Raw genomic sequence first — 23,669 nt, 5'->3', positions numbered from 1 at the left:
GCGCTAGTGTGGCGATGTGAACGAGCTAGAGGTTGTGGGCGTCCGGGTGGAGATGCCCTCTAACCAGCCGATCGTGCTCCTACGGGAGACGGGGGGCGATCGTTATCTCCCCATCTGGATCGGCCCGGTAGAGGCGACAGCCATCGCGTTCGCCCAACAGGGCGTGGTACCCGCGCGTCCTCTGACGCACGATCTCTTCCGGGACGTGCTGGAGGCGTTGGGACAGGAATTGACCCAGATCCGGATCACCGACCTGCGCGAGGGCGTGTTCTACGCCGAGCTGGTCTTCTCCGGCGGCGTGGAGGTCAGCGCGCGCCCGTCGGACGCGATCGCGCTCGCGCTGCGGACCGGGACGTCGATCGTCGGCAGCGACGCGGTCCTGGACGAGGCGGGCATCGTGATCCCCAACGAGCAGGAGGACGAGATCGAGAAGTTCAGGGAATTCCTGAACGACATCTCGCCCGAGGACTTCGGCACCACGAGCCAATAGCCGGCCCGCCCGGGCCCGGTGCGCGTCCGAAGCCGCCGACCGTCTCGCCCGCCGTCCCGGCGAGGGGCATGGTCGGCGGTTCTTTGCGTTCGGAGGCGCCGCGGGTCGCCCGCCGGCCGCCGCGCCGGGGACCACGACGCGCCGACGGACGAGGTCGATCCGACCCGTTCGGTTAGTGATCCGTTTCGATCGGCCGCAAAGTGGCCAGATCTACCCCTGGAACGCGGCTTCAAACCACTCGTGCGAGGAGCGTCACTCGGCGTGCCGAACGGCGCGGTCGTTGACGCGCTGTTGGTGACTGCCTACCGTCGAAAACGACAGTTCCGGGATGACCCCTGCGCGTTGCACCTCGCCGCCTGCGGCCCGGGACTGAAGAGACTCTCCGCGCCGTACCCGGGCGCGGGGAGACGAAAGGGAGGTCGGCGTGAGCAGCACCGGCGACATCACGGCGGCGGAACGCGCCCGCACGGCACGTCCTCTGCCGGCGACCGACCCCGGTGCGGGCCCCCGGCGGCAGGATGTCCCGCCCGCCGGCACCCCGTCGGAGGATGTCGGCTATCGAGGCCCGACGGCCTGCGCGGCGGCCGGCATCACCTACCGCCAACTCGACTACTGGGCGCGCACCGGTCTGGTCGAGCCCACCGTCCGCCCGGCTCACGGCTCGGGCACCCAACGCCTGTACGGCTTCCGCGACATCCTGGTGCTCAAGATCGTCAAGCGGCTCCTGGACACCGGCGTCTCGCTGCAGAACATCCGGATCGCGGTGGCCCACCTGCGCGGTCGCGGCATCGGCGACCTGGCCGGGATGACGCTGATGAGCGACGGCGCCAGCGTGTACGAGTGCACGTCGTACGACGAGGTGATCGACCTGGTGCAGGGCGGGCAGGGGGTCTTCGGGATCGCCGTGGGGGCGGTGTGGCGCGAGGTCGAGGGCTCGCTCGCGCAGCTCCAGGGCGAGCACACCGGCTCCGGGGAGTCGATCGCGCAGGTCCATCCGGGTGACGAATTGGCGCGCAGGCGGCGCGACAAGGCGGTCTGAGGCGGGTCCGAGGCGCCCGAGGCGGATGGGAACCGGTCCGCCGGGCAGGACGTCCCCATGGACGTGATCATTCGCCGGCCGACCCTGCCGCGTTCGCGGCGCGCCCAACGACGCGGTTACCAGGCCGCCGTCCTGCTCACCGTGGCCGGCCTGGCCCCGATCACGGGGCTGCACCTGTACGCCGGGGGACGGGTGCGCACGCCGGCGAACGTGCCGTATCAGGACGTCACGATGGTGCTCGGTGCGGGTGTGCACGGGGACCGGCCGTCCGATCTGCTGGCCCGCCGGCTGGACGTGGCACTCGGGTTGTACCGGACCGGCCGGACCCGGGTGATCCTGGTCAGTGGCGACGGCGGCGGCAACCGCTACGACGAGACCGGGGTGATGCGGCGCTACCTCGCGGAGCGTGGAATACCGCAACACCGGATCGTGACCGACGAATCGGGATTCTCCACCTGGGAATCCTGCATTCGCGCGAAGCGCGTCTACGGGATCGACCGGGTCATCGTGGTCACGCAGAGCTTCCATCTGCGGCGTGCGCTCGGGCTGTGCAAGGCCGCCGGAATATCCGCGTACGGCGTTCCGGACGAGTCCTTCACGTGGGGCCACGTCGGGCCCACCGTGTACGGCACCGGACGCGAGGTGCTCGCCGCGATCAAGGCGACCGGGCAGATCGTGTTCCGACCGGATCCGCGGGCACACGATCCGAGGAACGACGAGATCCGCCGCGCCTTGAGCGACTGAGCGAGCGCCCCGAGCGAGCCGACGCGGGCCGATGTCGGTCCCGTGCGTCATCATTGCCCGGTGTGAGACACGCGCCGGGCATCCTCCATCTCGACATGGACGCGTTCTACGCGTCGGTCGAGCAGGTCGCCAAGCCCAGCCTGGCCGGCAAGGCGGTGATCGTCGGCGGCATCGGCGCACGCGGTGTGGTGGCCACCGCCTCCTATCAGGCCCGGGTGTTCGGCGTGCACTCGGCGATGTCGATCGGCGAGGCCCGCCGACGCTGCCCCAACGCCGCCTTCCTCAGCCCGCGCTTCGCGCTCTACCGGCAGGTCAGCGACACCGTGATGGAGCTGCTGCACCGGCTGTCGCCGCTGGTGGAGCCACTCAGCCTGGACGAGGCGTTCGTCGACCTGGAGGCGGGCCCGCACGGCGGCACGCTGGACACCGAGCGGGTCACCGCGATCGCCGTGCGCCTGCGCGCCGACATCCACGCGGCCACCGGGCTGACCTGCTCGGTCGGCGCGGCCACCTCCAAGCTGCTGGCCAAGATCGCGTCCGAGGCGGACAAGCCGGACGGGCTGTGCGTGGTGGCTCCCGGCACCGAGCGGGCGATGCTGGACCCGCTGCCGGTGCGCGCGCTGCCCGGGGTCGGGCCGGCCACCGGCGACGTGCTGCGTCGGGCCGGCCTGGACACCGTGGCCGACCTGGCCGCCGTCGACGAGAGCGAACTGGTACGACTGCTCGGCCAGGCGCACGGACACGGCCTGCACGTGCTGGCCGCCGGACTGGACGCCCGCCCCGTGGTCGCCGACCGGGACGCCAAATCGGTGTCGGTGGAGGACACCTTCGCCACCGACCTGGTGGACCGCGAGCGCATCACCCGCGAGTTGGACCGGCTCTCGATCCGGTGCGTGGAGCGGTTGCGCGCCGCCGGGCGCTCCGGGCGCACGATCGTGCTCAAGCTGCGCCGCTACGACTTCGGCACGCTGACCCGCTCGGAGACGCTGCGCGGGCCCACCGACGATCCGGGCGTGGTGCGCGAGACGATCCGCCGACTGGCCGCCCAGGTGGACGTCACCGGCGGGGTGCGGCTGCTCGGGGTGGGGGTGAGCGGCCTGGCCGACTTCGCCCAGCAGGACCTGTTCGGCGCGGCCGGGCCCGGGCCCGGGGAAGTGGTCGAGGAGGACCCGGTGAGCGACCCGGAAGTGCCCGCGGCGGCCGAGCCGGAGCGGGTCTCCTGGTCGCCGGGCCAGGACGTGCTGCACGAGGAGTTCGGGCCCGGCTGGGTCCAGGGCAGCGGCGTCGGCCGGGTCACCGTGCGTTTCGAGGTGCCGGGCGGGCGGCCGGGTCGGGTGCGCACGTTCGCGATCACCGATCCGGCGCTGCGACCGGGGGAACCGATTCCGCTGCCCGCGCTCGACCGGGGATAGCCGCGTCGATCCGGGGCAGGCGCCGGGCAGACGACTCCTCGGGGGTGTCCCCACCATGACTGATGTCAAAGAGCGGCCGATACGAGGGCAGGGTGCCTTTCGATCGGCTCGCCGCAGGCTCGGACTGCCGGCCTTCCTGGTCACGCTGCTGGTCGGCTTCATCGTGCTGGCGCTGGTGCTGGTCGGCCTGGTCAACCTGTTACCCGGCAAATTCAATCCGTTCGGCGAGACCACCAAGGACCACAGCGGGCCGGTGATGCTCAAGGCGGTGCAGGACCTCAGCCGCTACGAGGCGGTCAGCGGCACCTTCCAGGTCGTGGTGGACCTGGAAAAGGACGCCAAGTTCCTGCCGGACGCCGTGCGCGGCCAGCGCACGCTGTTCGTCGGCGTCGGCCAGGTCGGCGGTTTCGTCGAATTCGGCGGGATCGGCCAGGACGCGATCCGGACCTCGCCGCAGGACAAGAGCGTGACCATCAGGCTCCCGCACGCGCGGCTCGCGCCCGCCGCGCTGGACCAGAAGAACAGCCACGTGATCGCCCAGGATCGGGGCCTGTTCGACCGCATGGGCGACTTCTTCTCCGGCAATCCCGGCGATCAGCAACAGTTGTACGTGCTCGCGACCAAGAAGATCGACGACGCGGCGAAAACCGCCGGACTGGTGGAGCGCGCGGAGCGGAACACCACCGGCATGCTCCAGGGCATGATGCGCTCCCTGGGCTACCCGACCACCACTGTGACCTACGCCTAGTGCGCAGGCCGCGGCCGGTGTCACGCTGATACCGTTGAGGTCGCCCATTACGTTCGCGCGGGAGAGTCCTCGTGTCGTGCACACGAGGCGCCGAAGGAGCAACTCCTCCCCGGAATCTCTCAGGCACCCGTACCGCGTGGTCGTGGGCACTCTGGAAAGCAGGATCCGTACGTGGCTCGCCGAGTCGGGTCGGGTCCTCGCCGACGGTGCAAATCGCGCCCGCGGGAACCGGTTCGACCGGTGCTCCGGGCGCGGTGAAGCTCTCAGGTACCGATGACAGAGGGGGAGGCCGGTGGACGCGCGACCCGCGTGTCCGTCCAGGAGCGATCCAGGAGGCCTTTCGCGATGACCCCGCGCACCCCTGCCCCGACGCGTGCTCACGCCGTACTCCCCTCCGGTCCCGGCTCGTTGACCGGCCTGGAGGCCGCGTCGCCGTTCACCGGCCGGCACATCGGTCCGGACACCGACGAGCAGGCGAAGATGCTCGCCGCGATCGGCTACGGATCCCTGGACGAGCTGACCGACGCGGCGGTGCCCGCCGCGATCCGCGCGCTGGAGGGCTTCGAACTGCCCGCCGCGCGTTCCGAGGCCGAGGTGCTCGCCGAACTGCGCGAGCTGGCCTCCCGCAACAGCGTGCTGACCTCGATGATCGGGCTCGGCTACCACGGCACCTTCACTCCGCCGGTGATCACCCGCAACGTGCTGGAGAACCCCGCCTGGTACACCGCCTACACGCCCTACCAGCCGGAGATCTCGCAGGGCCGGTTGGAGGCGCTGCTCAACTTCCAGACCGTGGTCACCGACCTGACCGGGCTGGACGTGGCCGGTGCCTCGCTGCTCGACGAGGCCACCGCCGCCGCCGAGGCGATGACCCTGGCCCGGCGGGCCGGCCGGGCCAAGAGCGACGTGTTCGTCGTGGACGCGGCCACGCTGCCGCAGACCATCGCGGTGGTGCGCACCCGGGCCCGGGCGCTGGGTATCGAGGTCGTGGTCGCCGACACCACCGACGGGCTGCCCGAGGGCGGCTGCTTCGGCGTGTTGCTGCAGTACCCCGGCGCCGACGGTCGGGTCCGCGACCTGACCCCGGTGATCGAGGCGGCACACGCCCAGGGCGCGCTGGTGGCGGTCGCCGCCGACCTGCTCGCGCTCACCGTGCTGCGCGCGCCGGGCGTGCTGGGCGCCGACATCGCGGTCGGCACCACGCAGCGATTCGGCGTGCCGATGGCCTTCGGCGGTCCGCACGCGGGCTACCTGGCGGTCCGCGAGAAGCTCACCCGCAGCATGCCGGGCCGGCTGGTCGGGGTGTCCGTGGACGCCGACGGCGCGCCCGCCTACCGGCTCGCGCTGCAGACCCGCGAACAGCACATCCGCCGGGAGAAGGCGACCAGCAACATCTGCACGGCGCAGGTCCTGCTGGCCGTGATGGCCGGCATGTACGCGGTCTACCACGGGCCGGACGGGCTCACCTCGATCGCGCGGCGCACCCACCGGTACGCGGCCGTACTCGCGGCCGGGCTGCGGGCGGGCGGCGTCGAGGTCGTGCACGGCGACTTCTTCGACACCGTCACGGCGCGGGTGCCGGGTCGGGCCGAGGAGGTGCTCGCGGCGGCCCGTGCGGCCGGGATCAACCTGCGCCCGGTGGATGCCGACCACGTGGGGATCACCTGCGACGAGACCACCCTGCGGGCGCATGTCGAGGCCGTCTGGGGCGCGTTCGGGGTCACCGGCGACGTGGCCGCGCTGGACGCGGACACCGTCGACGCGCTGCCCACCGCGCTGCTGCGCGACACCGGCTTCCTGACCCACCCGGTCTTCCACACGCACCGTTCCGAGACCGACATGCTGCGTTACCTCAAGCGGCTCGCGGACAAGGACTACGCGCTCGACCGGGGCATGATCCCGCTCGGCTCGTGCACGATGAAGCTCAACGCCACGGTCGAGATGGAACCGATCACCTGGCCCGAGTTCGCCGACCTGCACCCCTTCGCACCGGTGGATCAGGCCGCCGGATACCTGGAGCTGATCGACGGTCTGGCCGAATCGCTGGCCCGGATCACCGGCTACGCCAAGGTCTCGCTCCAGCCCAACGCCGGTTCGCAGGGCGAGTTGGCGGGCCTGCTCGCGGTGCGCGCCTACCACCACGCCAACGGTGACACCGCCCGCGACGTGTGCCTGATCCCCTCCTCCGCGCACGGCACCAACGCGGCCAGCGCGGTGATGGCGGGCATGCGCGTCGTGGTGGTCAAGACCGGCGAGAACGGCGACGTGGACCTGGCCGACCTGCACGCGAAAATCGACCTGCACCGGGACACGCTCGCGGTGCTGATGGTGACCTACCCGTCCACGCACGGCGTGTTCGAGGAGGGCATCGAGGAGGTCTGTGCGGCCGTGCACGAGGCCGGCGGCCAGGTCTACGTGGACGGCGCGAACCTCAACGCGCTGGTCGGGCTGGCCCAGCCGGGCGGTGCGATCGGCGCCGACGTGTCGCACCTGAACCTGCACAAGACGTTCTGCATCCCGCACGGCGGCGGCGGTCCGGGGGTCGGCCCGGTCGCGGTGCGCGCGCATCTGGCGCCGTACCTGCCCAATCACCCGCTCCAGCCCACCGCCGGCCCGGAGACCGGCGTGGGGCCGATCTCGGCGGCTCCGTGGGGCTCGGCGGCGATCCTGCCGATTCCGTGGACGTACCTGCGGCTGATGGGCCCGGACGGGCTCAAGGAGGCCACCCAGGTCGCGGTGCTGGGCGCCAACTACATCGCCAAGCGGCTCGCACCGCACTTCCCGGTGCTCTACACCGGCCCGAACGGCCTGGTGGCGCACGAGTGCATCATCGACGTGCGCGGGATCACCAAGACCACCGGGGTCAGCGTCGACGACGTCGCCAAGCGGCTGATCGACTACGGCTTCCACGCGCCGACCATGTCGTTCCCGGTGCCCGGCACGCTGATGATCGAGCCGACGGAAAGCGAGAACCTGCACGAGATCGACCGGTTCTGCGACGCGATGATCGCGATCAAGGGCGAGATCGACCGGGTCGCGTCGGGTGAGCTGCCCGCCGACGACAACCCGCTCGCCAACGCGCCGCACACCGCCGCGCTGCTCGCCGGCGAGTGGGCGCACGCCTACACCCGCGAGGAGGCGGTCTTCCCGGCCGGTGTGGTGCCGGCCGAGAAGTACTGGCCGCCGGTGCGCCGGATCGACGGCGCCCAGGGCGACCGCAACCTGGTCTGCTCGTGCCCGCCGATCGAGGCGTACGGCAACAACTGATCCGAGCGGCGTGCGGTCCGCTCCCGATCAGGGGCGGGCCGCGCCGTGGGTCAGCAGGTGCGCCACCGAGGCGGCGAACCCCGGCTTGGCGGCCAGATCGCTGCCCAGGACACCGAACATCAACGCGCCGCTGAGCGATTCGAAGAGCAGATCGGCGTCCACGTCCGGGCGGGCCTGGCCGCGGGCCACCGCGTCCGCCACGAAGGCCCGGAAGATCGCCCGGACCGGATCCATCCGGGCCACCAGCAGTTCCTTGAGCTCGGGCTGGTCGCGGTACTCGGCGAGCAGCCCGGGCACCGCGGCCGCGGTCTCCGGGCGACGGAACGATTCGAGCGCGGCCTCGGCGAAGCGCAGCACGCCGGTCGCGAAGTCCTCGTGCGGCAGCGGCCGAAAGCTCATCTCGCGAGCCGGGTAGACCGCCTCGTGCACCAGGTGCGCCTTCGAGGGCCAGCGGCGGTACACGGTCGGCCTGGTCACGCCCGCCCGACGGGCGACGGCGTCGATGCTGACCCGGTTGTAGCCCTGCGCGGCGACCAGTTCGCGGGCCGCGGCCAGGATCAGTTCGTCGGTGCGTGGATCACGCGGGCGGCCGGGCCGAGGGGTGCCGCCAGTGCCCATGGGGATGGAACTCCCAGTCGTCGTCGCGCTCGACCTCGTGTCGTCGCGGTACGGCTTGTCGCCGCTCGGACTGTACCGGGAAGGCGGCGCGCCCGGCTCGGGGCAGGCGAGAGCCGGAGGCCCTTCCGAGGAGACCTCCGGCTCGATGGGGCCGTGCGAACGGATCAGGCCGCCGAAACCAACCCCACACGGGGGCGGTGCGGGGCGATGGTGCGTCCGTCCGGCAGCAGTTCGCCCGTGTCCTCGAACAGGACGACGCCGTTGCAGAGCAGGCTCCATCCCTGTTCGAAATGGGCGGCCACAACGGCGGCGGCCTCACGATCGGGACTGTCCGCCGGTGGGCAATGCGGTCGGTGCTGGCACATCCTCGTACCTTCTCGGTGTCTGCGCGGAGCGCGTCGGGCAGCCTTGCCCGGCAGCTCACAGTGTCCGCCTCGAAAGGCCCGCGCGCAGGACTTCTCGCAGTTCTCACCCGACTGCGCCCAAGATGTGACCACACGTGTGAACGGCGGGGTGTGATCAGCTTTCCGGAGCCCCCACGGCGGCCGGCCGGCGGGTGCGCACGGCCAGTACGCCGGCCAGTTCGGCCGCGGTGTAGCAGCGCAGCGCCTGCACTCCGCACGGCGCCGGCGCGAGCGGGATCAGCAGGTCCACACCGCCCGCCTCGTCGGCCAACCACAGCGCGACCATGTACATCCCGGGCACGTTCAGCAGGCGCGCCTCGTCGCGGCGGAGCACCGTCTGCGGGAGCGCCCGAGCCGCCGCGGCGGCCGGCGCGGTGGCGACGGTGAACGGTCCCTCGACGAATCGGCCGACGCCGTGACCGGTCGGGTCGGGGCGGACCTCGATGCCGCCGACGACCGTGTCGTCGGACCACATGAGCCAGCGCCAACCCACCGGGCGGGCGCTGCGTACGCCCTGATCGGCGACCAGGTCGTGCAGGTCGATCTCGAAGACGCGGTGCGGGAATCCGGCCGTGAGCGCGGCTTGATCGGCGCGGCAGTCGGCCGGGAGCAGGGTGCGGGATTCGAGCACGGCTCGGGCCGCTCGACGGGCCGACTCGGGAGCCTCGGGCACACGCAGGACCATGAGACCGCCTCATTTCGATGCAGGAGTCCAAAAACCCGGAGAATCCGGGGAGGGGAAAGCGGCGCTGTGCAGTGGGGAACCGGGTATCCGGCCGGGGGACGACCCGGCGGCGTACAGAGGGACCCGGCAGGGCCGGTCAGCGCATTGTACCGAAACGGCTTCGAAAAGTAACGGTGTATTGCGAACTGACACCCGTTTGAAGACCTTTTGGAACGATCTCGATCAGGGGAGCAACGAGGACATCACGTCGTCGAGCGTGACCAGGCCCAGCGGCACCGCGCCCGGCTCGCCGACCAGGGCCAGGTGGGTACGGGAACCGCGCATGCGGGCCAACAGGCTGGTCAGCATGGCGTCCGGGCCGACCGTGACGAGGGGATAGATCGGCACCGAACCGTCCGCCTCGGGGGCCAGCACGTCGAGCACGTGCACGTAGCCCACCGGCCGGGCGGCCGGGTCCAGGACCGGGAAGCGGGACAGGCCGGTGCGCACCGCGACCTCCTCCAGGGCCGTCGCCGAGACCGGCCGGGGCAGTGCCACCACGTCGGTCCACGGCCGCATCACCGAGGCGGCGGGGCTGGAGTGCAGCGCCAGGGCGCCGGCGAGCCGGTCGTGCTCGCGCACGTCGAGCAGGTCGTGCTCGCGCGACTCGGCCAGCAGCGCGGGGAGTTCCTCGGCCGTGTACACGCTGCGCACCTCGTCCACCGGCCGCACCCGAAAGGCGCGCAGGAACAGGTTGGCCGCGTGGTTGAGCAGCCACAGGATCGGCGCGGTCAGCCGGGCGATCAGCAGCAGCGGCGGGGTCAGCCACAACGCGCATTCCTCCGGCCCGGCCAGGGCGATGTTCTTGGGCACCATCTCGCCGAGCACCATGTGGCAGAACACCACCACCGCCAGGGCGAGCACGAACGCGATCGCGTGTACCGCTTTGCCGGGCAGTCCGCTCGCCCGGATCGGGCCGGCCAGGGCGTGCGCCAGCGCGGGTTCGGCGACCGCGCCCAGGCCCAGCGAGGCCACGGTGATGCCGAGCTGGGCGGCGGCGAGCATGGTGGACAACCGGCCCATCGCGGTGAGTACCATCGCGGCCCGGCGCGAGCCCGCCTCGGCCTGGGGTGCGATCCGGGTGCGGCGGGCCGAGATCACCGAGAACTCGGCGCCGACGAAGAAGGCGTTGGCCGCGAGCAGGACCAGGGAGAGCAGCAGGTCGCCGATCACGAGTCGACCTCCGTGCGCAGCTCGACCTCGTCGATCCGGTGCCGGTCCATCGCCACCACAGTCAGCCGTCGGCCGTCCACGTCCACGTGGTCGCCGACCTCGGGCAGTCGACCCAGCCGGGCCAGGATCAACCCGGCCAGGGTGCTGTAGTCGCCCTCCGGCAACCGCCAGCCGCTGGCCTCCTCGACCTCGTCCGTGCGCAGCAGGCCGGACAACCGCAACACGCGCGAGCTGGGCACCCGTTGCGGCGGCGCGTCCGGCTCGTCCGCCGGGTCGTGCTCGTCGGCGAGGTCGCCCACCAGCTCCTCGGCGAGGTCCTCGGCGGTGAGCACGCCGGCCGTGCCGCCGTACTCGTCCACCACGATCGCCAACTGGGTCCGACCCTCGCGCAGCCGTTCGACCGCCCGCTTGAGGTCGAGCGAGGTCGGCACCAGGACCGGGGCGCGGGCGATCCGGGCGAGCGGGGTGTCCGCCCGATCGGCGGCCGGGACCCGCAACGCGTCGCGCAGCACCGCCACGCCGACGATCTCGTCCAGGTCCTGACCGCGGACCGGGATCCGGCTGTGGCCGCACGCGCGGGCGGTGTCCAGCAGTTCGCCCACCGACGCGTCGGCCGGCAGGGTGACCAGCTCGGTGCGCGGGGTCATCGCCTCGGCGGCCTGCTTGTCGGCGAAGCGCAGCGTCCGGTGCAGCACCCGGGCGGTATTCACGGGCAACACCCCGGCGCGGGCCGAGTGCCGGACCAGTTGGCCCAGTTCGTCGGGCGAGCGGGCCGAGCCCAGCTCCTCCTGCGGCTCGATGCCGAGCCGGCGCACGAAGAAGTTGGCCGAGCCGTTGAGGAACACGATCAGCGGGCGGCACAGCCGGGAGAAGCCGACCTGGAACGGGCCCGCGACCCGGGCGACGCCGAGCGGGCGGGCGATCGCGGCGTTCTTGGGCACGAGTTCGCCGAGCAGCATCTGCAACCCGGAGGCCAGGACCAGGGCGGTGAACCTGGGCAGTCGAAAGGCCGCCTCGGCGAGGTAGCCGGCGATCAGCGAGGTGAGCGTGATGCCCAACTGGGCGCCGGACAGTTGGAAGGACAGGGTGCGCAGTGCGCCCAGCACCCGGCCCGCACCTCGATCGCCGGCCTCGGCCCGGGCCGCCACGTCGCCGCGCTCGACGGTGACCAGGGAGAACTCGGCGGCGACGAACATGCCGTTGCCGGCGATCAGCAGCACGAGCAGCACGAGGGCCAAGGCGGCGTCGATCGGGCGGCCTCCCGGGGTGCGGGGTGTGCGGGCCTGGCACACATGCCCGGTGGGCGCCCGGACACACGTGCCCGATGGGCGCGGTTGGGCCGGACGGGGGTCGGCGCGGGTGCGGGTTTCCTCGAACGCCTTACGGGCCGGGGCGGTTGGGGGCGTGCGGTTGCCCTCGGGTGGTGTCTTCGCACGCCGGACGGGCCGGAGCGGGTCGGGGAGCGTGAGGGTTGCCGTCGGGCGGTGTCCGCAAACGCCGGAGCGGGTCGGTGGGTCCGGGCTTGTCGTCGGGTGGTGGCCGCACGCCGGCCGGGCCGGCGTTGGGGGGCTACGGGATGACGAAGGTGTAACCGGCGGACTTGAGTTCGGGGAGGAGGCGTTCCAGCATGGCCATCGTCTGGCTGCGTTCGCCGCCGCCGTCGTGGCACAGGATTATGCCGCGCGGGCCCAGTTGGCTGTGGACGTTCTGCAGCATCTTGTCCACGCCGGCCTTCTGCCAGTCGTTGGTGTCCACCGTCCAGTGCAACGAGCCCATGCCCAGCGACGCGGCGGTCTGGCGCACCTCGTCGGACCAGTTGCCGCCCGGCGCGCGGAACCAGCGCACAGGGGTGCCCGGGGACGCCTTGTGGATCCAGTCCAGGGTCTGTTGCATCTGGCCGCGAATCTCGTCCGGCGTGCGCTTCTTCAGGTTGATGTCGTGCGTCATGCTGTGGTTGCACAGCCCGTGGCCGGCGGCGACCACCTTGCGGACCAGGTCGGGGTGGTCCTTGGCCTGCTGGCCCACCATGCAGAAGGTGGCCTTGATGTCGTACTGGGCCAGCAGCGAGAGGGCCCGGTCGGTCCACTCCGGCCACGGCCCGTCGTCCAGGGTCAGCGCGACCAGCTTGCCCTCGCCCTTGACCTTGGAGACCAGGGTGGAATCCACCGGGGGCGGCGGAGCGGCGGGCGGGGTGGCCGGCTCCAGGGCGTTCGGGTTGCCCGGCGGCAGCGGCGGGGCCTGTATCTCCTTGGGCGCATTCGCGGCCCGAGGTGAGGCGGCGGCCTCCGACCACCGGCCGGCATTGCCGACATTCCAGATGAGGGCACCGCAGACGAGTATCGAGATCATCGTGATCACGACCTGGAAACGCAGTCCCTGTATCGGCAGTGCCCGAACCGACTCCCGCACGGCAACCCCCAAGATCTCGCTACGCCCGCCACGGCAAGAGGACACCCTAGGTGATCACCGGCAAGCGGTGAAGATCGACCGGTGGGTGCTTCCTCGATGTGATCAGTGACGTGATTGCCGGCCCTGCGGTTCCCCTGTGATTCGTCACGGTCGATCGGTAATGTTCCCAATGTCGGCCCGATGCATCGGTTTGGGAGAACGTCGGCGGGAACGATCAGGTCGTCCCGATCCGGCAGGTACCGGATTGCGATCACTCGACCGGCTCCGCGGGAGTCGGGTACACGGGGGAGGGGCATTCATGGGCGAAAAGGTCGAGGTCACCGAGTTCAGCCGATCCGATCGGCAGCGATACCGGCACAAGTTGCGCCGCTGTCTGGAAACACTGCAGCGCATGCTGGACGAGGACCGGTTCGAGAGCGCTCGCAAACTCATGGGCGTCGAGATCGAACTCAACCTGGCCGACGCCGCCGGCCGGCCCCGGATGAGCAATGCCGAGGTGTTGCGCCGGATCGCCAGCCCGGATTTCCAGACCGAGCTGGGTCTGTTCAACATCGAGGTCAACATTCCGCCGCACCGGCTTACCGGACCGGTGTTCTCCGAATTGGTGGAGGAACTGCGGACGAGTCTGGACTACGCCGACCGCAAGGCCGCGGAACTCGATGCGCGAATCGTGATGATCGGTATTCTGCCGACCCTGACCGATGCCCACATGGCGTTCGAGACGATATCCGACAACGCCCGCTATACCCTGCTCAACGATCAGATCCTCAATGCCCGCGGGGAGGACATACGGCTGCATATCGGAGGTGTCGAGCGGCTCGACACGACGTCCTCCACGATTGTGTCCGAGGCCGCCTGTACGTCCGTGCAGTTCCACCTCCAGGTCACCCCGAAAAATTTCGGTGCGCTGTGGAACGCGGCGCAATCCATCACCGGGGTGCAGTGCGGAATCGGGGCGAATTCACCGTTCCTGTTCGGCCGCGAGTTGTGGCGCGAGACCCGTCCGATCCTGTTCGAGCAGGCGTGCGACACCCGCCCCGAGGAACTGATCGCGCAGGGTGTGCGACCGCTGACCTGGTTCGGCGAACGCTGGATCGATTCGGTGGTGGACCTGTTCGAGGAAAACCTCAAATACTTCCCGTCGTTGTTGCCGATCTGCGACGACGAGGACCCGATCGAGGCGCTGGACCGCGGCGACGTCCCGCACCTGCGCGAACTCAAGTTGCACAACGGCACGATCTATCGCTGGAATCGCCCGGTCTACGACGTGGCCCGCGGCAAACCGCATCTGCGGGTGGAGAACCGGGTGTTGCCGGCCGGGCCGACCGTGGTCGACATCATGGCCAACGCGGCGTTCTACTACGGCGTGGTGCGTTCGCTGGTGGACGACGAGCATCCGGTCTGGGAACGCATGCCGTTCGAGGTCGCCACCGAGAACTTCCACGCCGGTGCCCGGTACGGAATCGACGCGCGGCTGAACTGGCCGGGCCACGGCACCGTCCCGGTCACCGAACTGGTGCTGGAGGACCTTTTGCCGCGTGCCTACGAGGGCCTGGACCGGTGGGGGATCGATCCGCGTGAGCGGGACGAGTACCTGGGCATCATCGAACAGCGCTGCCGACTGCGCACCAACGGGGCGACCTGGCAGAGCGCGCAGTACCACCACTATCGCGACACCAAGGGCATGGACCGGTTGGAGGCGCTGCGCGCGATGACCCTGCGCTACGCCGAACACATGCGCGGCGGGGACGCCGTGCACACGTGGCCCGTGGGCTGACGGCGGGCTTATCCGCGCTCGGTAACGTGTGCGGGTGATCACCGAGCCCGAGTCCGTCGAGACCCCCACCGTGCCCCGGCGCCGAGTGCTGCGCTCGGAAGTGGTGCTGGTGCTCGCCCTGTCCCTGGGCGCCTCCGGGGTCTCCTCGCTGATCTCCTTCCTCGGCTCGTTGACCGCGCCGGGCGGCCTGGGGCACAAGGCCGCGGTGCTCAACGGCTCCCGGGCGCTCGATCGGCCGTGGCTGGACCTGGCCTGGCAACTGTTCGGGATCGCCACCGCGCTGGTGCCGGTGTTCCTGGTCGCGCACCTGCTGATGCGCGAGGGCCGCTCGCTGCGGGTGCTCGGGGTCGACCGGACCCGGCCGTGGTGGGACCTGGGTCGCGGCGCGGGGGTCGCGGCGGCGATCGGCGGATCGGGGCTGGCGCTGTACCTGGGCGCGCACGCGGCGGGGGCGAATCTGACCGTGGTGCCCACCACGCTGCCGGACGTGTGGTGGCGGATTCCGGTGCTGGTGTTGTCCGCGATCCAGAACGCGGCCCTGGAGGAGGTGATCGTCCTCGGCTATCTGCTGCGCCGGCTCGGCCAGTTGGAGGTGCCGTGGGTCAAGGCGGTGGCGATCAGCGCGGTGGTTCGCGGCTCGTACCACCTGTATCAGGGCATCGGCGGGTTCTTCGGCAACGTCGTGATGGGCGTCGTGTTCTGCCTGCTGTACAAGCGTTGGGGTCGGGTGATGCCGTTGCTGGTGGCGCACGCGCTGATCGACATCGTGGCGTTCGTGGGCTACGTGCTGCTCGCGGGCCGGGTGGACTGGGTCCCGACGCCGTAGCGGTCGATTTATGCGCTCGTTAAGACGTCTGGCGCGCGTCGTTGGTGTCTGATGGTCATTGTGGGCATACCTCTCTCGTCCGAGAGGGGTTCGTCCCGACACGTGCATATCGGGCGACACGGGGACGCAGGGGGTCGTATGGACAACCGGAGGCGGGTGGAGTTCTTCTCCACCCCGACGCCCATCGGCGGGCCGCCGCGTGGACGGTTCGGATTGAACGCGCTGAGTCGGCATCCGGTCCGGATCCTGATGGTGGTCGGCGGACTGATCCTGTTGGTGATCGTCTTCTTCGTGGCACTGCTCACGGTGGACGGCGGCGGTTCGGGCGACAAGAAGACCAAGACGGCCGGTACCGGTTCGAGCAAGAGCTCGTCGGCCACGCCGAGCCCGGGCAAGTCCGGCACCGGCAAGGCCACTTCCGGTACCGGGCAGAGCGCGGCCGGGCCCAGGCCCGGTTCCGTGGCGGCGACCGTGCACACCGGCGGCCGGCTGGTGATGTACAAGGGCACGTCGTACCAGTCGGACAAGGTCGTGCAGATCAAGACCGGCACCCAGGTCCGGGCGAACTGCCATGCGGAGGGCTCGATCGCCTACTACGCGGGCTCCTCCAGCCGCACCTGGGCGCAGATCGACGTGGAGGGCAAGACCGGTTACGTGCCCGCGATATATCTGGAGAGCGGCGGTGACCTGAGCAAACAGGTTCCCGCGTGCACGAGTTGACGGATCGGGTGGGACGGCGCCGGAAGTGACTCCATCGGGTCGGTTGGATCACTAACGTACGGCGGGCAAGGGCGGATCGACTTCGTATCCGGGGGAGCCCATGACCACGATTGTTTTCGTGCACGGAACCGGCGTGCGGGAAATCGCCGACTCGGCGGCGGTGCGCACCGTCACCGCGAAGGTCGCCGAGCGGCTGCCGGGCGTAGCGGTGGAAGCGGTCGACTGGGGCGCGGCGTGCGGCGTCGAGGTGTCGCCGACGCTGCGCACCCTGATCGGCATCGCCGACCCCGAGGAACCCGGCCGGGCCGTGGAGGTCGATCCGGAGGAGGCCGACCTGCGCCTGGGAGCGACCCTGGAGGTCGACCCCCTGCACGAGTTGCGCGCCGTGGCCGAGGCGCGGGCCCAGGCCGGCGCCCTGCGGCGCTCCGAGGCCGGCGACGACCTGCGCTGGGCCGTGCGGCACGCGGTGGTGGAGACCGCGCTCGCGGACGTGTTGCCCGGTGGGCCGGCCGAGTGGGGCGAGTCGTTCACGACGGCGGCCCGGCGGGTCGCCGAGTCGGTCGAGTTCGAGGCGGCGGCGGACGTGCTCGCCGCGTCCGCCGACTACGACGTGATCGGGCGGGCCGTGGTGGGGGCGTTCGGCCAGGCCCTGGGCGGTCGGGCGGACGGACCGGGTCCGTGGCCGGTGGAGTGGCGCGGCCTGCTCGTCGCGGGGGTGCGGGACGCCTGCGGTGGCGACGCGGCGGGCGGGCGGATCTCCGGCGCGCTCAAAGGCAGCCTGATGTACGCGAGTTGGCCGCTGCAGAGCCTGTTGCGCGGGGGCACCCTGGGCGGCAGCGTGCCCGCGATCGGCGACATCCTGTACTACCAGGCCCACGGGGAGAACCTGCGCGCCTACCTCGCGGCGCGGATCGCCCGGATTCGGGGACCGGTCGTGGTGCTCGCACACTCGCTCGGCGGCATCGCCTCGTTCGAGACGCTGACCCAGGCGCGGTCGGCGAGCGAACCGGACCAACCCCGATACCCGTTGCCCCAGGTGCGCGCACTGATCACCGCCGGCTCCCAGATCGGCTACTTCGGCGCCCTCGGCGCGCTGGCCACGCAACCCGCGTCGAGCGGCCCGCCCAGGTCCCCGTCGATTCCGTGGATCAACCTTTGGAACGCGCGCGACTGGTTGTCCTTCCGGGCCCACCCGGTCTTCGCCGACGCGGTGCACGATGTCGAGGTACGGGTACGGCGCCCGTTTCCGCAGGCGCACGGTGTCTACTGGAAGTGCGACGAGCTGTACACGGAGATCGAACGTGTGGTGCGGGGCGGCCGGTGACGACGCACGCCCTGTTGGTCTGCGTCGAGCACTATCCCGAGCATGCCGGGAGCCCGGGCGACCTGCCCGGTGCACCGGCCCAGACGCTGGAACTCGTGCAGTGGCTGACCGAGACCGGTGCGGCGGAGCGCGAGCACATCACCGTGCTCGCCTCGATCGCCGCGGCGTCCGAGCCGGTCGCCGAACGGTTGGCCGAACTGGTAGGCGAGCACTCGGTGTTGCTCGGTCCAGGCGGCTCGCCCGGCGAGTTGACGTCCATGCACTTCGAAGCGGCGATCGACCGGGCGCCCGTCGACTGGCGCGACGGCGACCGCTTCCTGCTGCACTGGGCGGGCCACGGCTATCGCAACGCGGGCAGACGGCGGCTCGAACTGCCCGCCTATCACATGCCCGGCTTCCCGCAACCGTGGCAGCGGGCGATCGACGTCGACGATCTGCTGTCCCGATTCACCTCGGTGGCCTGTCGGATCGACCAGTTCGCGGTGTTCGAGGTGTGCGCCGACGACCGGGCCGACGCGCAGGGCACGGTGGTGAACGTGCTCAAGGAGGAGCCGGTCAAAAAGTCGGGCAAGGCACGTCTTTCCGCGGCCTTCGCGGCGGGCGAGGGGCAATTCGCGCGCCGCATGGCGGACGAGGCGATCTTCACCCGAGCCCTGATCGAGGAGTTGCGGGCCGAAGGCCCGGACGCACTGACCGAGCGCCGGTTCCGGATCATGTCGGAGACGATCGACACCAGGCTCGTACGGTCCGTTCCCGGCGGCCGGCGCCTGACCCAGTCGATGCTGTATCGCGGACCGAACACGACCGACTGGCGCGCGGTCGAACGAGACCCGGACCGGCGGTTCGAGGCGGACGGCAGCCGCCTGCTCTCCGCGTTGCGGGGCGCCCGGATCGGCGCGGACGAGCAGAAACTGCTGCGCACCTACCTCCGCGAGCAAGGGGTTCCCCCGGGCGTCTTCGTCGAGGAGGATCCCGTCGAGTGGGCGACGGCACTGATGGCGCTCGCGGCTCCGACGGGCGAACATCCGATTCGGTACCTGCTGGAGTGGCTGTACGTGCGGTCCGAGCAGACGTGGGTGGCGGAATGGGCGGAGCGACTCAAGGGCCGCGACATCGAAGACTTCCGGCCCGCCGACGTAGCCGAACGTCAACCGTTGACCCTGGTGGTGTTCATCCGGGAGAACGACCAGTCGCCCGACGACCCGACGCTGGTCCGATACGACGCGGAGCCGCTGTTCTACGTCGGCGCCGACCGCTTCGCGCTGCCCGAGGGCCTGCCGTCCGGGGCGGACCTGCCCCGCGATCGACTGGTGCCCTACCTGGTCGAGTTCTATCGGGCGGTGTGGGCCCAATGGACCTCGGTCGCCCAGGCGCGACTCCAGGTCGTGCTGCCGACCGAACTGTTCAACGAGCCCTTCGAGTTGGCCGATGCCGGTGACGGCGAGCAGGTCTTCGTGCTCGGCGAGCACCACGAACTCGTGCTCAGGCCGATCCTGCGACACGGGGTCGCCCGGCCGATGCACTACGCCACGTGGACCGAATCGTTGCACCTGCGCTCGGGGCCCGCACTGGCGCACCTGAACCGACACCACTGCGGTGACCGCCTGGAGCGTTGCCCCGGGGAGGCCGCGGGCTTTTTCCAGGACTACCGATGGGAGCACCACCCGGATCGGCGCGGGCGGGTCGAGTACCAGCTCGATCGCGGAAAATGGGCGCTGGTGTGGACACACGGGACGACGTGCACCGGCGACTGCACCGGCACGAACGGCGCGAACGCCCCCTGTCCCGGCGCCGATGTGGGAAACCTCCTGCACCGAACGCTGGAGGCGGAGAAGCAAACGCTCGGCGGATTGCCTTCCGCTGTGATGCGCCTGCGGCACACCCTTAATGACGATGGACCGTCATCGCAACGAGTCGTGCTCCTGTTCGACGACCCGGGCTGGTGTCCATGGGCCGGTACGGGACGGCTGAACAGCGTCTTGGTGGAAAAGGGGACACGGCATGGTTGAGTCGGTACCGGACGCGAACGCCGCGAGTGTCGTCGGCGCGGACGGCCCGCCCGCGCCGTGGTGGGTCTATCGCGGCGACAACGGCCACGACGCCCGGTCGGCCGGCGCGACCGATCCGATCCCGCTTCCCGACCCGCCACCCTGGCGCAGCTTCGGCACGAACGACACCGGGCCGGAGGTCGCGGCCGACGCGAAGCTCCCCGGTGATCGACCCGGTGAGCCGTATTCGGGCGAGTTCTACGGCGACCCGACGGTCTACAACCTCGTCAACGCCGCGATCTATCTGCGCCGCCCGCTCCTGGTGACCGGGAACCCCGGTACCGGCAAGACCACGTTGGCCAAGAGCATCGCCACCCGGCTGGCTCTGGGGCCGGTGCTCCGCTGGGGGATCACCAGTCGTTCCACGCTGCGCGAGGGACTGTACGAGTACGACGTGCTCGGTCGGCTGCACGATATGAATCTGCGCCTGAACGCCGCGCGGGGCGGCGGCACCGCCGGCGAACTCGACGCACGCGATGCCCGGGAGCAGGGGCGGGACGCCGGCGCGGACGCCGGCCGCGATGCCGGCGACGACATCGGCAGCTACATCAGACTCGGCCCGCTCGGCGACGCCCTGCTGCGCCGGCCCCGACCGCGCGTGTTGTTGATCGACGAGATCGACAAGGGCGACGTCGACCTGCCCAACGACCTGCTGCACGTCTTCGAGACGGGTGCCTTCGAGATACCCGAATTGCGCCGGGCCCGACTGAATACCGCGAAAGTGACGCCGTACGACGGCGACTTCGGCGATTCGGTCGAGGTGCGCAACGGTCTGGTGCAATGCGCCGCCTTTCCGATCGTGGTCCTCACCAGCAACGGCGAGCGGGCGTTCTCGGCGGCGTTTCGACGGCGCTGCGTGCCCCTGCATCTCAAGCTGCCGCAACGGGACGTGCTGCTGCGGATCGCCCGGAGCCGGCTGGACGACCGCGTGCGGATCGACGAACGCCTGCTGGACGACTACCTGAACCGGGCCCAACGCAACGACGGATGCCTCTTTCCACCCGATCAACTGCTCAACGCCCTCCAGTTCCGCGCCCAGGTCGAGGATCAACCGGATTGCGCCGGGCAGTCGTTGGACAACGATCTCCTGGCCACTCTCCTGTTCCATGACCTGAACGAGGGGTGAGCGATGGCCGAAGCGGACCCCGACGGGGTCACGGTCGACTCGATCCTGGACTGGGCCTGGATGCGCGCGGTCGTCGGCGCGCCGAACGAGCGCCACCGGGCGGACCGGGCCGAGCCGCCCCCGGTCGTCCCCGTGCCCACCTCCGCGCCCGAGCCCGGCCCGCCCCCGGAGATACCGAGCGGGCCGCCGGTCGGCATCCCGCCACCACGGGTGCCGGGGCCGGAGACGGCGGCCGGCTCGGCCGCGGATGCCTCCGGCCCGGACACCCATTCCGGCTACACCGTGAAATCCGGCACCGACGAGGCGCCCGACGGCATCGGCAGCGGCTCGCGCGCGGCCGGGTTGCGGCTGCCGGAGTGGCTCGGCGAAGCGCCCGCGCCGGCCGCGTTCGTGCTCCCCGATCGGCTCGAACTGGCCCGACTGCTGCGCCGATTGAGACAGTTCGGTGCCGCGCCGAACTCGGTGGTGGTGGACGAGGACGCGACCGCCGAACACGCCGCGCTGACCGACCTGATCGTGCCGGTCCTCGCGCCGGCCCGGGAGCGCTGGTTCGAACTCGCGCTGGTCGTGGACAGCGCGGCCTCGCTCGACCCGTGGCGCCGGCTGCTCGCCGAGTTCGCCCGACTGCTGGACGGGAACGGCACCTTTCGCGCGGTACGGACCTGGTCGCTGGACACCGAGGTGGACGGCCGCGCGGTGTTGCGAACGCCGATCGGGACCACCAGTCGCAGCGCCGCGCCCGTGGGTGTCGCCGGGCGGCGGATCATCATGGTGATCAGCGACGGCGTCGGTCGCGCGTGGTCGGATCCGGGCACCGCGGCGATGCTCGCGACGTGGGCCAAGCAGGGGCCGGTCGTGTTCTTGAACCTGCTGCCCCGTCGGTGGTGGGAACGCTCGCGGATTCCGCTGACCCCGGTCGTCTTTCGCAGCCAGGGCACCGGCCCGGCACGCCGGTCGGCCTTTCGGGTCCGGCACGGCAAGCGCTGGACGTATTCGCACGAACGGGTCGCGATCCCGGTGATCGGCGTGCATCCGGACGGCCTGCGCCCGGGCGACCCGCCGGACCGGCGGTCCGGCCGGTGGAGCGAATTGTCCCGGTGGACGCGGATGATCACCGACGAGCGCGGCAGCGAGTTCGCCAACCCCGCGTGGGTGCTCGATCCGCGGCGTCGGCCCGAGGCCGCGGAACCGGCGTTCGTACCTCCCGAGGACACACGCACCCCGGCGGCGCGGCTCGCCGACTTCCGGGCCGGTGCGTCCGCCACCGCCGTCGAACTGCTCGGCAAGCTGGCCGCCGCGCCGATCAGTCTCGCGACCGTACGCGTGGTGCAGTCCTCGGTGTTGGCGGCGGAGGATCCGGCGTTCGCGGCCGAGGTGTTCCTCAGCGGTCTGCTCGTCGCCTCCCGCGACCGGGTGACCGAGGCGAGAGCGGACGACGAGCTGTACGACCTGGACGTGGGCGTGCGCGAGACGCTGCTGAGCGGGATGAGCCGGAAATCGGCCCTGGAGGTCTACTTTCGGGTCGCGCAGTTCATCGACGATCGGTTCGGCCGGGTCGAATTCGACTTCCACGACCTGCTCACCGCGCGCGAGCCGCTCCCGGTCGGTCTGATCGGCCCGCACAGTCGCCCGTTGGCCCGGGTCGGCGCGGCGCTGCTGCACGGGTTGGGACCCGACTACCAACAGGCCGCGAGCCGCCTGGCGGCCCGGGCCGACGGGCCGATGTTGTGGCGACGCAAGGACATCACCCACTGGTGGACCCACTCGATGGATCAGTGGATCCGAGCACGTCCGCTCCTGGTGAACGGGCTGGTCGTGGTGGTCGACACGGCGGGTGGGGTGGCCCTGATCGACTCGTTGACGGGCGTGTTCCGACACCGCACCACGGTGGGTGAACCGGTGTGGTGTGCCCCCACCGTCACCCCCGGGCTCGTGTGGGTGGGCGGGGGATCGGGCCATGTGCGCAGGTTCGACCTGGCGACCGGAGCGTGGCGCGGGGTCGCGATCCGGGCCGGGACGGGCGCCGTCGCGGCGCTGGCACCGGTCGGCGCGGATGCCGTCTTCGCGGCCACCCTGGACGGCGCGGTCACCGTGCTCGGCGACCCGGAGTCGGGCGTGCGCACCCGGATGTCGGCGGGAGCGAGTGAACCGGTGGGGGTGTGCACCGCCGGCGATCGGCTCGCGGTGCTCGAACGCAGCGGGCGGGTGCGCGCCTGGCAAGCGGGGCGCGAGCACGAGGAGGGCTGGATCGCCCAACCGTCCGGAGCCGTGCACGGCGCTCCCGCGGCGGACCGGGAACGCATCTATGTTCCGCTCGCGCTGCGCGGTGTCACCGCCCTGCACTGGGAGACGGGGGAGGCGGCGTGGACCGCCGAGCTCGCCGGTGGGGTGTTGACCGCGCCCGAACTCGCGGACGGGCGGGTGTTGGTCGCGACCGCGGAGGGGTTCGTGTACGCGCTCGACGCGGCGACCGGCGCGGTGCTCTGGCGCGCCGTCGACGAGCCGCAACCCGAGTTGCGGGTGACCGCCGTCGGCCCGCTCGTGCATGTCGCAGGCGCTGCCGGGGGGATTCGCACCTACGACGCGGACACCGGCCGACGGCTGGCCGAAATTCGTTCCGCCACGGGGGTGTCGGTGGCCGGCGGCGCGCACGGGCAACTGATCCTGGCCGGCTTCGACGGGAAGGTGACCGCGCTGGAAGGGCCGGTGACGGCGCTGGAAGTGCCGGTGACGGTCGACTGAGCGACGCCCGGATCACGCGTGCGCGGAGGTCTGATCACAACCCGACGGAAACGCCACGACTCGGCCACGCACGGGACT

At 71.1% G+C, this 23,669-nt stretch carries 19 protein-coding genes and 1 riboswitch; of the genes, 13 read left to right on the top strand and 6 right to left on the bottom strand.

The window, feature by feature from the left end; translation table 11 throughout:
- Positions 1 to 16 precede the first annotated feature (16 nt).
- The 6 genes from ABZ374_RS04895 to gcvP all read left to right on the top strand — a co-directional run bounded on the left by ABZ374_RS04895 (position 17) and on the right by gcvP (position 7,700).
- Positions 17 to 490 (top strand): bifunctional nuclease family protein, encoded by a 474-nt coding sequence (locus ABZ374_RS04895; RefSeq protein WP_020548711.1) that lies wholly within the window; start codon positions 17 to 19, stop codon positions 488 to 490.
- A 424-nt stretch (positions 491 to 914) separates the two neighbouring features.
- Positions 915 to 1,529, top strand: a complete 615-nt coding sequence (locus tag ABZ374_RS04890; RefSeq protein ID WP_360306187.1) for a MerR family transcriptional regulator — start codon at positions 915 to 917, stop codon at positions 1,527 to 1,529.
- A 57-nt stretch (positions 1,530 to 1,586) separates the two neighbouring features.
- Entirely contained in the window at positions 1,587 to 2,273 is a 687-nt protein-coding gene (locus ABZ374_RS04885; RefSeq protein ID WP_360306185.1) for an ElyC/SanA/YdcF family protein, read from the top strand.
- A 62-nt stretch (positions 2,274 to 2,335) separates the two neighbouring features.
- Positions 2,336 to 3,685, top strand: coding sequence for a DNA polymerase IV (locus ABZ374_RS04880; RefSeq protein WP_360306183.1), 1,350 nt, complete (start codon positions 2,336 to 2,338; stop codon positions 3,683 to 3,685).
- Between the two features lie 55 nt (positions 3,686 to 3,740).
- Positions 3,741 to 4,433, top strand: coding sequence for a DUF4230 domain-containing protein (locus tag ABZ374_RS04875; RefSeq protein ID WP_360306181.1), 693 nt, complete (start codon positions 3,741 to 3,743; stop codon positions 4,431 to 4,433).
- Between the two features lie 48 nt (positions 4,434 to 4,481).
- Positions 4,482 to 4,578, top strand: a riboswitch (glycine riboswitch).
- Positions 4,579 to 4,778: 200 nt separating this feature from the next.
- Positions 4,779 to 7,700 carry an aminomethyl-transferring glycine dehydrogenase gene (gcvP, locus tag ABZ374_RS04870; RefSeq protein ID WP_360306179.1) on the top strand — a complete coding sequence of 974 codons (2,922 nt, stop codon included), beginning with the start codon at positions 4,779 to 4,781 and terminating at the stop codon, positions 7,698 to 7,700.
- Between the two features lie 27 nt (positions 7,701 to 7,727).
- On the opposite strand, the gene ABZ374_RS04865 is transcribed toward gcvP, so the two are convergent.
- The 6 genes from ABZ374_RS04865 to ABZ374_RS04840 all read right to left on the bottom strand — a co-directional run bounded on the left by ABZ374_RS04865 (position 7,728) and on the right by ABZ374_RS04840 (position 13,028).
- Positions 7,728 to 8,318, bottom strand: coding sequence for a TetR/AcrR family transcriptional regulator (locus ABZ374_RS04865; protein ID WP_360306177.1), 591 nt, complete (start codon positions 8,316 to 8,318; stop codon positions 7,728 to 7,730).
- 164 nt (positions 8,319 to 8,482) lie between these two features.
- On the bottom strand, positions 8,483 to 8,683 hold the full coding sequence (locus tag ABZ374_RS04860) for a DUF5999 family protein (protein ID WP_078978673.1): 201 nt from the start codon (positions 8,681 to 8,683) through the stop codon (positions 8,483 to 8,485).
- 154 nt (positions 8,684 to 8,837) lie between these two features.
- Positions 8,838 to 9,407 carry a hypothetical protein gene (locus tag ABZ374_RS04855; RefSeq protein WP_360306175.1) on the bottom strand — a complete coding sequence of 190 codons (570 nt, stop codon included), beginning with the start codon at positions 9,405 to 9,407 and terminating at the stop codon, positions 8,838 to 8,840.
- 222 nt (positions 9,408 to 9,629) lie between these two features.
- Positions 9,630 to 10,619: a hemolysin family protein gene (locus ABZ374_RS04850; RefSeq protein ID WP_360306173.1), complete on the bottom strand. Its 990-nt coding sequence runs from the start codon at positions 10,617 to 10,619 to the stop codon at positions 9,630 to 9,632.
- Positions 10,616 to 11,848, bottom strand: coding sequence for a hemolysin family protein (locus ABZ374_RS04845; RefSeq protein ID WP_360306455.1), 1,233 nt, complete (start codon positions 11,846 to 11,848; stop codon positions 10,616 to 10,618). Before ABZ374_RS04845 ends, ABZ374_RS04850 begins: the two co-directional genes overlap by 4 nt.
- A 340-nt stretch (positions 11,849 to 12,188) precedes the next feature.
- On the bottom strand, positions 12,189 to 13,028 hold the full coding sequence (locus ABZ374_RS04840) for a polysaccharide deacetylase family protein (RefSeq protein WP_360306171.1): 840 nt from the start codon (positions 13,026 to 13,028) through the stop codon (positions 12,189 to 12,191).
- A 298-nt stretch (positions 13,029 to 13,326) separates the two neighbouring features.
- Between ABZ374_RS04840 and ABZ374_RS04835 the strand changes: the two genes are divergently transcribed.
- The 7 genes from ABZ374_RS04835 (at position 13,327) to ABZ374_RS04805 (ending at position 23,591) form a co-directional block, all read left to right on the top strand.
- Positions 13,327 to 14,805 (top strand): glutamate--cysteine ligase, encoded by a 1,479-nt coding sequence (locus tag ABZ374_RS04835; RefSeq protein ID WP_360306169.1) that lies wholly within the window; start codon positions 13,327 to 13,329, stop codon positions 14,803 to 14,805.
- 28 nt (positions 14,806 to 14,833) lie between these two features.
- Positions 14,834 to 15,631, top strand: coding sequence for a CPBP family intramembrane glutamic endopeptidase (locus ABZ374_RS04830; RefSeq protein WP_360306167.1), 798 nt, complete (start codon positions 14,834 to 14,836; stop codon positions 15,629 to 15,631).
- Between the two features lie 138 nt (positions 15,632 to 15,769).
- Complete coding sequence (locus ABZ374_RS04825) at positions 15,770 to 16,351, top strand: hypothetical protein (RefSeq protein ID WP_360306165.1); 582 nt, start codon at positions 15,770 to 15,772, stop codon at positions 16,349 to 16,351.
- A 100-nt stretch (positions 16,352 to 16,451) separates the two neighbouring features.
- Positions 16,452 to 17,675 (top strand): hypothetical protein, encoded by a 1,224-nt coding sequence (locus ABZ374_RS04820; protein ID WP_360306163.1) that lies wholly within the window; start codon positions 16,452 to 16,454, stop codon positions 17,673 to 17,675.
- Entirely contained in the window at positions 17,672 to 19,684 is a 2,013-nt protein-coding gene (locus ABZ374_RS04815; RefSeq protein WP_360306161.1) for a hypothetical protein, read from the top strand. The genes ABZ374_RS04820 and ABZ374_RS04815 overlap by 4 nt, the downstream gene beginning before the upstream one ends.
- Entirely contained in the window at positions 19,677 to 20,849 is a 1,173-nt protein-coding gene (locus ABZ374_RS04810; protein ID WP_360306159.1) for a MoxR family ATPase, read from the top strand. The genes ABZ374_RS04815 and ABZ374_RS04810 overlap by 8 nt, the downstream gene beginning before the upstream one ends.
- 3 nt (positions 20,850 to 20,852) lie before the next feature.
- Positions 20,853 to 23,591, top strand: a complete 2,739-nt coding sequence (locus ABZ374_RS04805) for an SAV_2336 N-terminal domain-related protein (protein ID WP_360306157.1) — start codon at positions 20,853 to 20,855, stop codon at positions 23,589 to 23,591.
- Positions 23,592 to 23,669 lie beyond the last annotated feature (78 nt).

Origin of the sequence: Embleya sp. NPDC005971 (genome assembly GCF_040629175.1) — a bacterium.
Taxonomy (GTDB): domain Bacteria; phylum Actinomycetota; class Actinomycetes; order Streptomycetales; family Streptomycetaceae; genus Embleya.
This window is presented reverse-complemented; position numbering and strand designations above follow the sequence as displayed.

Coding starts and splice junctions, on each gene's coding strand:
- ABZ374_RS04855 (WP_360306175.1), bottom strand. CDS start 9,407: ATGGTCCTGCGTGTGCCCGAGGCTCCCGAGTCGGCCCGTCGAGCGGCC.
- ABZ374_RS04875 (WP_360306181.1), top strand. CDS start 3,741: ATGACTGATGTCAAAGAGCGGCCGATACGAGGGCAGGGTGCCTTTCGA.
- ABZ374_RS04825 (WP_360306165.1), top strand. CDS start 15,770: ATGGACAACCGGAGGCGGGTGGAGTTCTTCTCCACCCCGACGCCCATC.
- ABZ374_RS04835 (WP_360306169.1), top strand. CDS start 13,327: ATGGGCGAAAAGGTCGAGGTCACCGAGTTCAGCCGATCCGATCGGCAG.
- ABZ374_RS04805 (WP_360306157.1), top strand. CDS start 20,853: ATGGCCGAAGCGGACCCCGACGGGGTCACGGTCGACTCGATCCTGGAC.
- ABZ374_RS04885 (WP_360306185.1), top strand. CDS start 1,587: ATGGACGTGATCATTCGCCGGCCGACCCTGCCGCGTTCGCGGCGCGCC.
- ABZ374_RS04860 (WP_078978673.1), bottom strand. CDS start 8,683: ATGTGCCAGCACCGACCGCATTGCCCACCGGCGGACAGTCCCGATCGT.
- ABZ374_RS04820 (WP_360306163.1), top strand. CDS start 16,452: ATGACCACGATTGTTTTCGTGCACGGAACCGGCGTGCGGGAAATCGCC.
- ABZ374_RS04810 (WP_360306159.1), top strand. CDS start 19,677: ATGGTTGAGTCGGTACCGGACGCGAACGCCGCGAGTGTCGTCGGCGCG.
- gcvP (WP_360306179.1), top strand. CDS start 4,779: ATGACCCCGCGCACCCCTGCCCCGACGCGTGCTCACGCCGTACTCCCC.
- ABZ374_RS04865 (WP_360306177.1), bottom strand. CDS start 8,318: ATGGGCACTGGCGGCACCCCTCGGCCCGGCCGCCCGCGTGATCCACGC.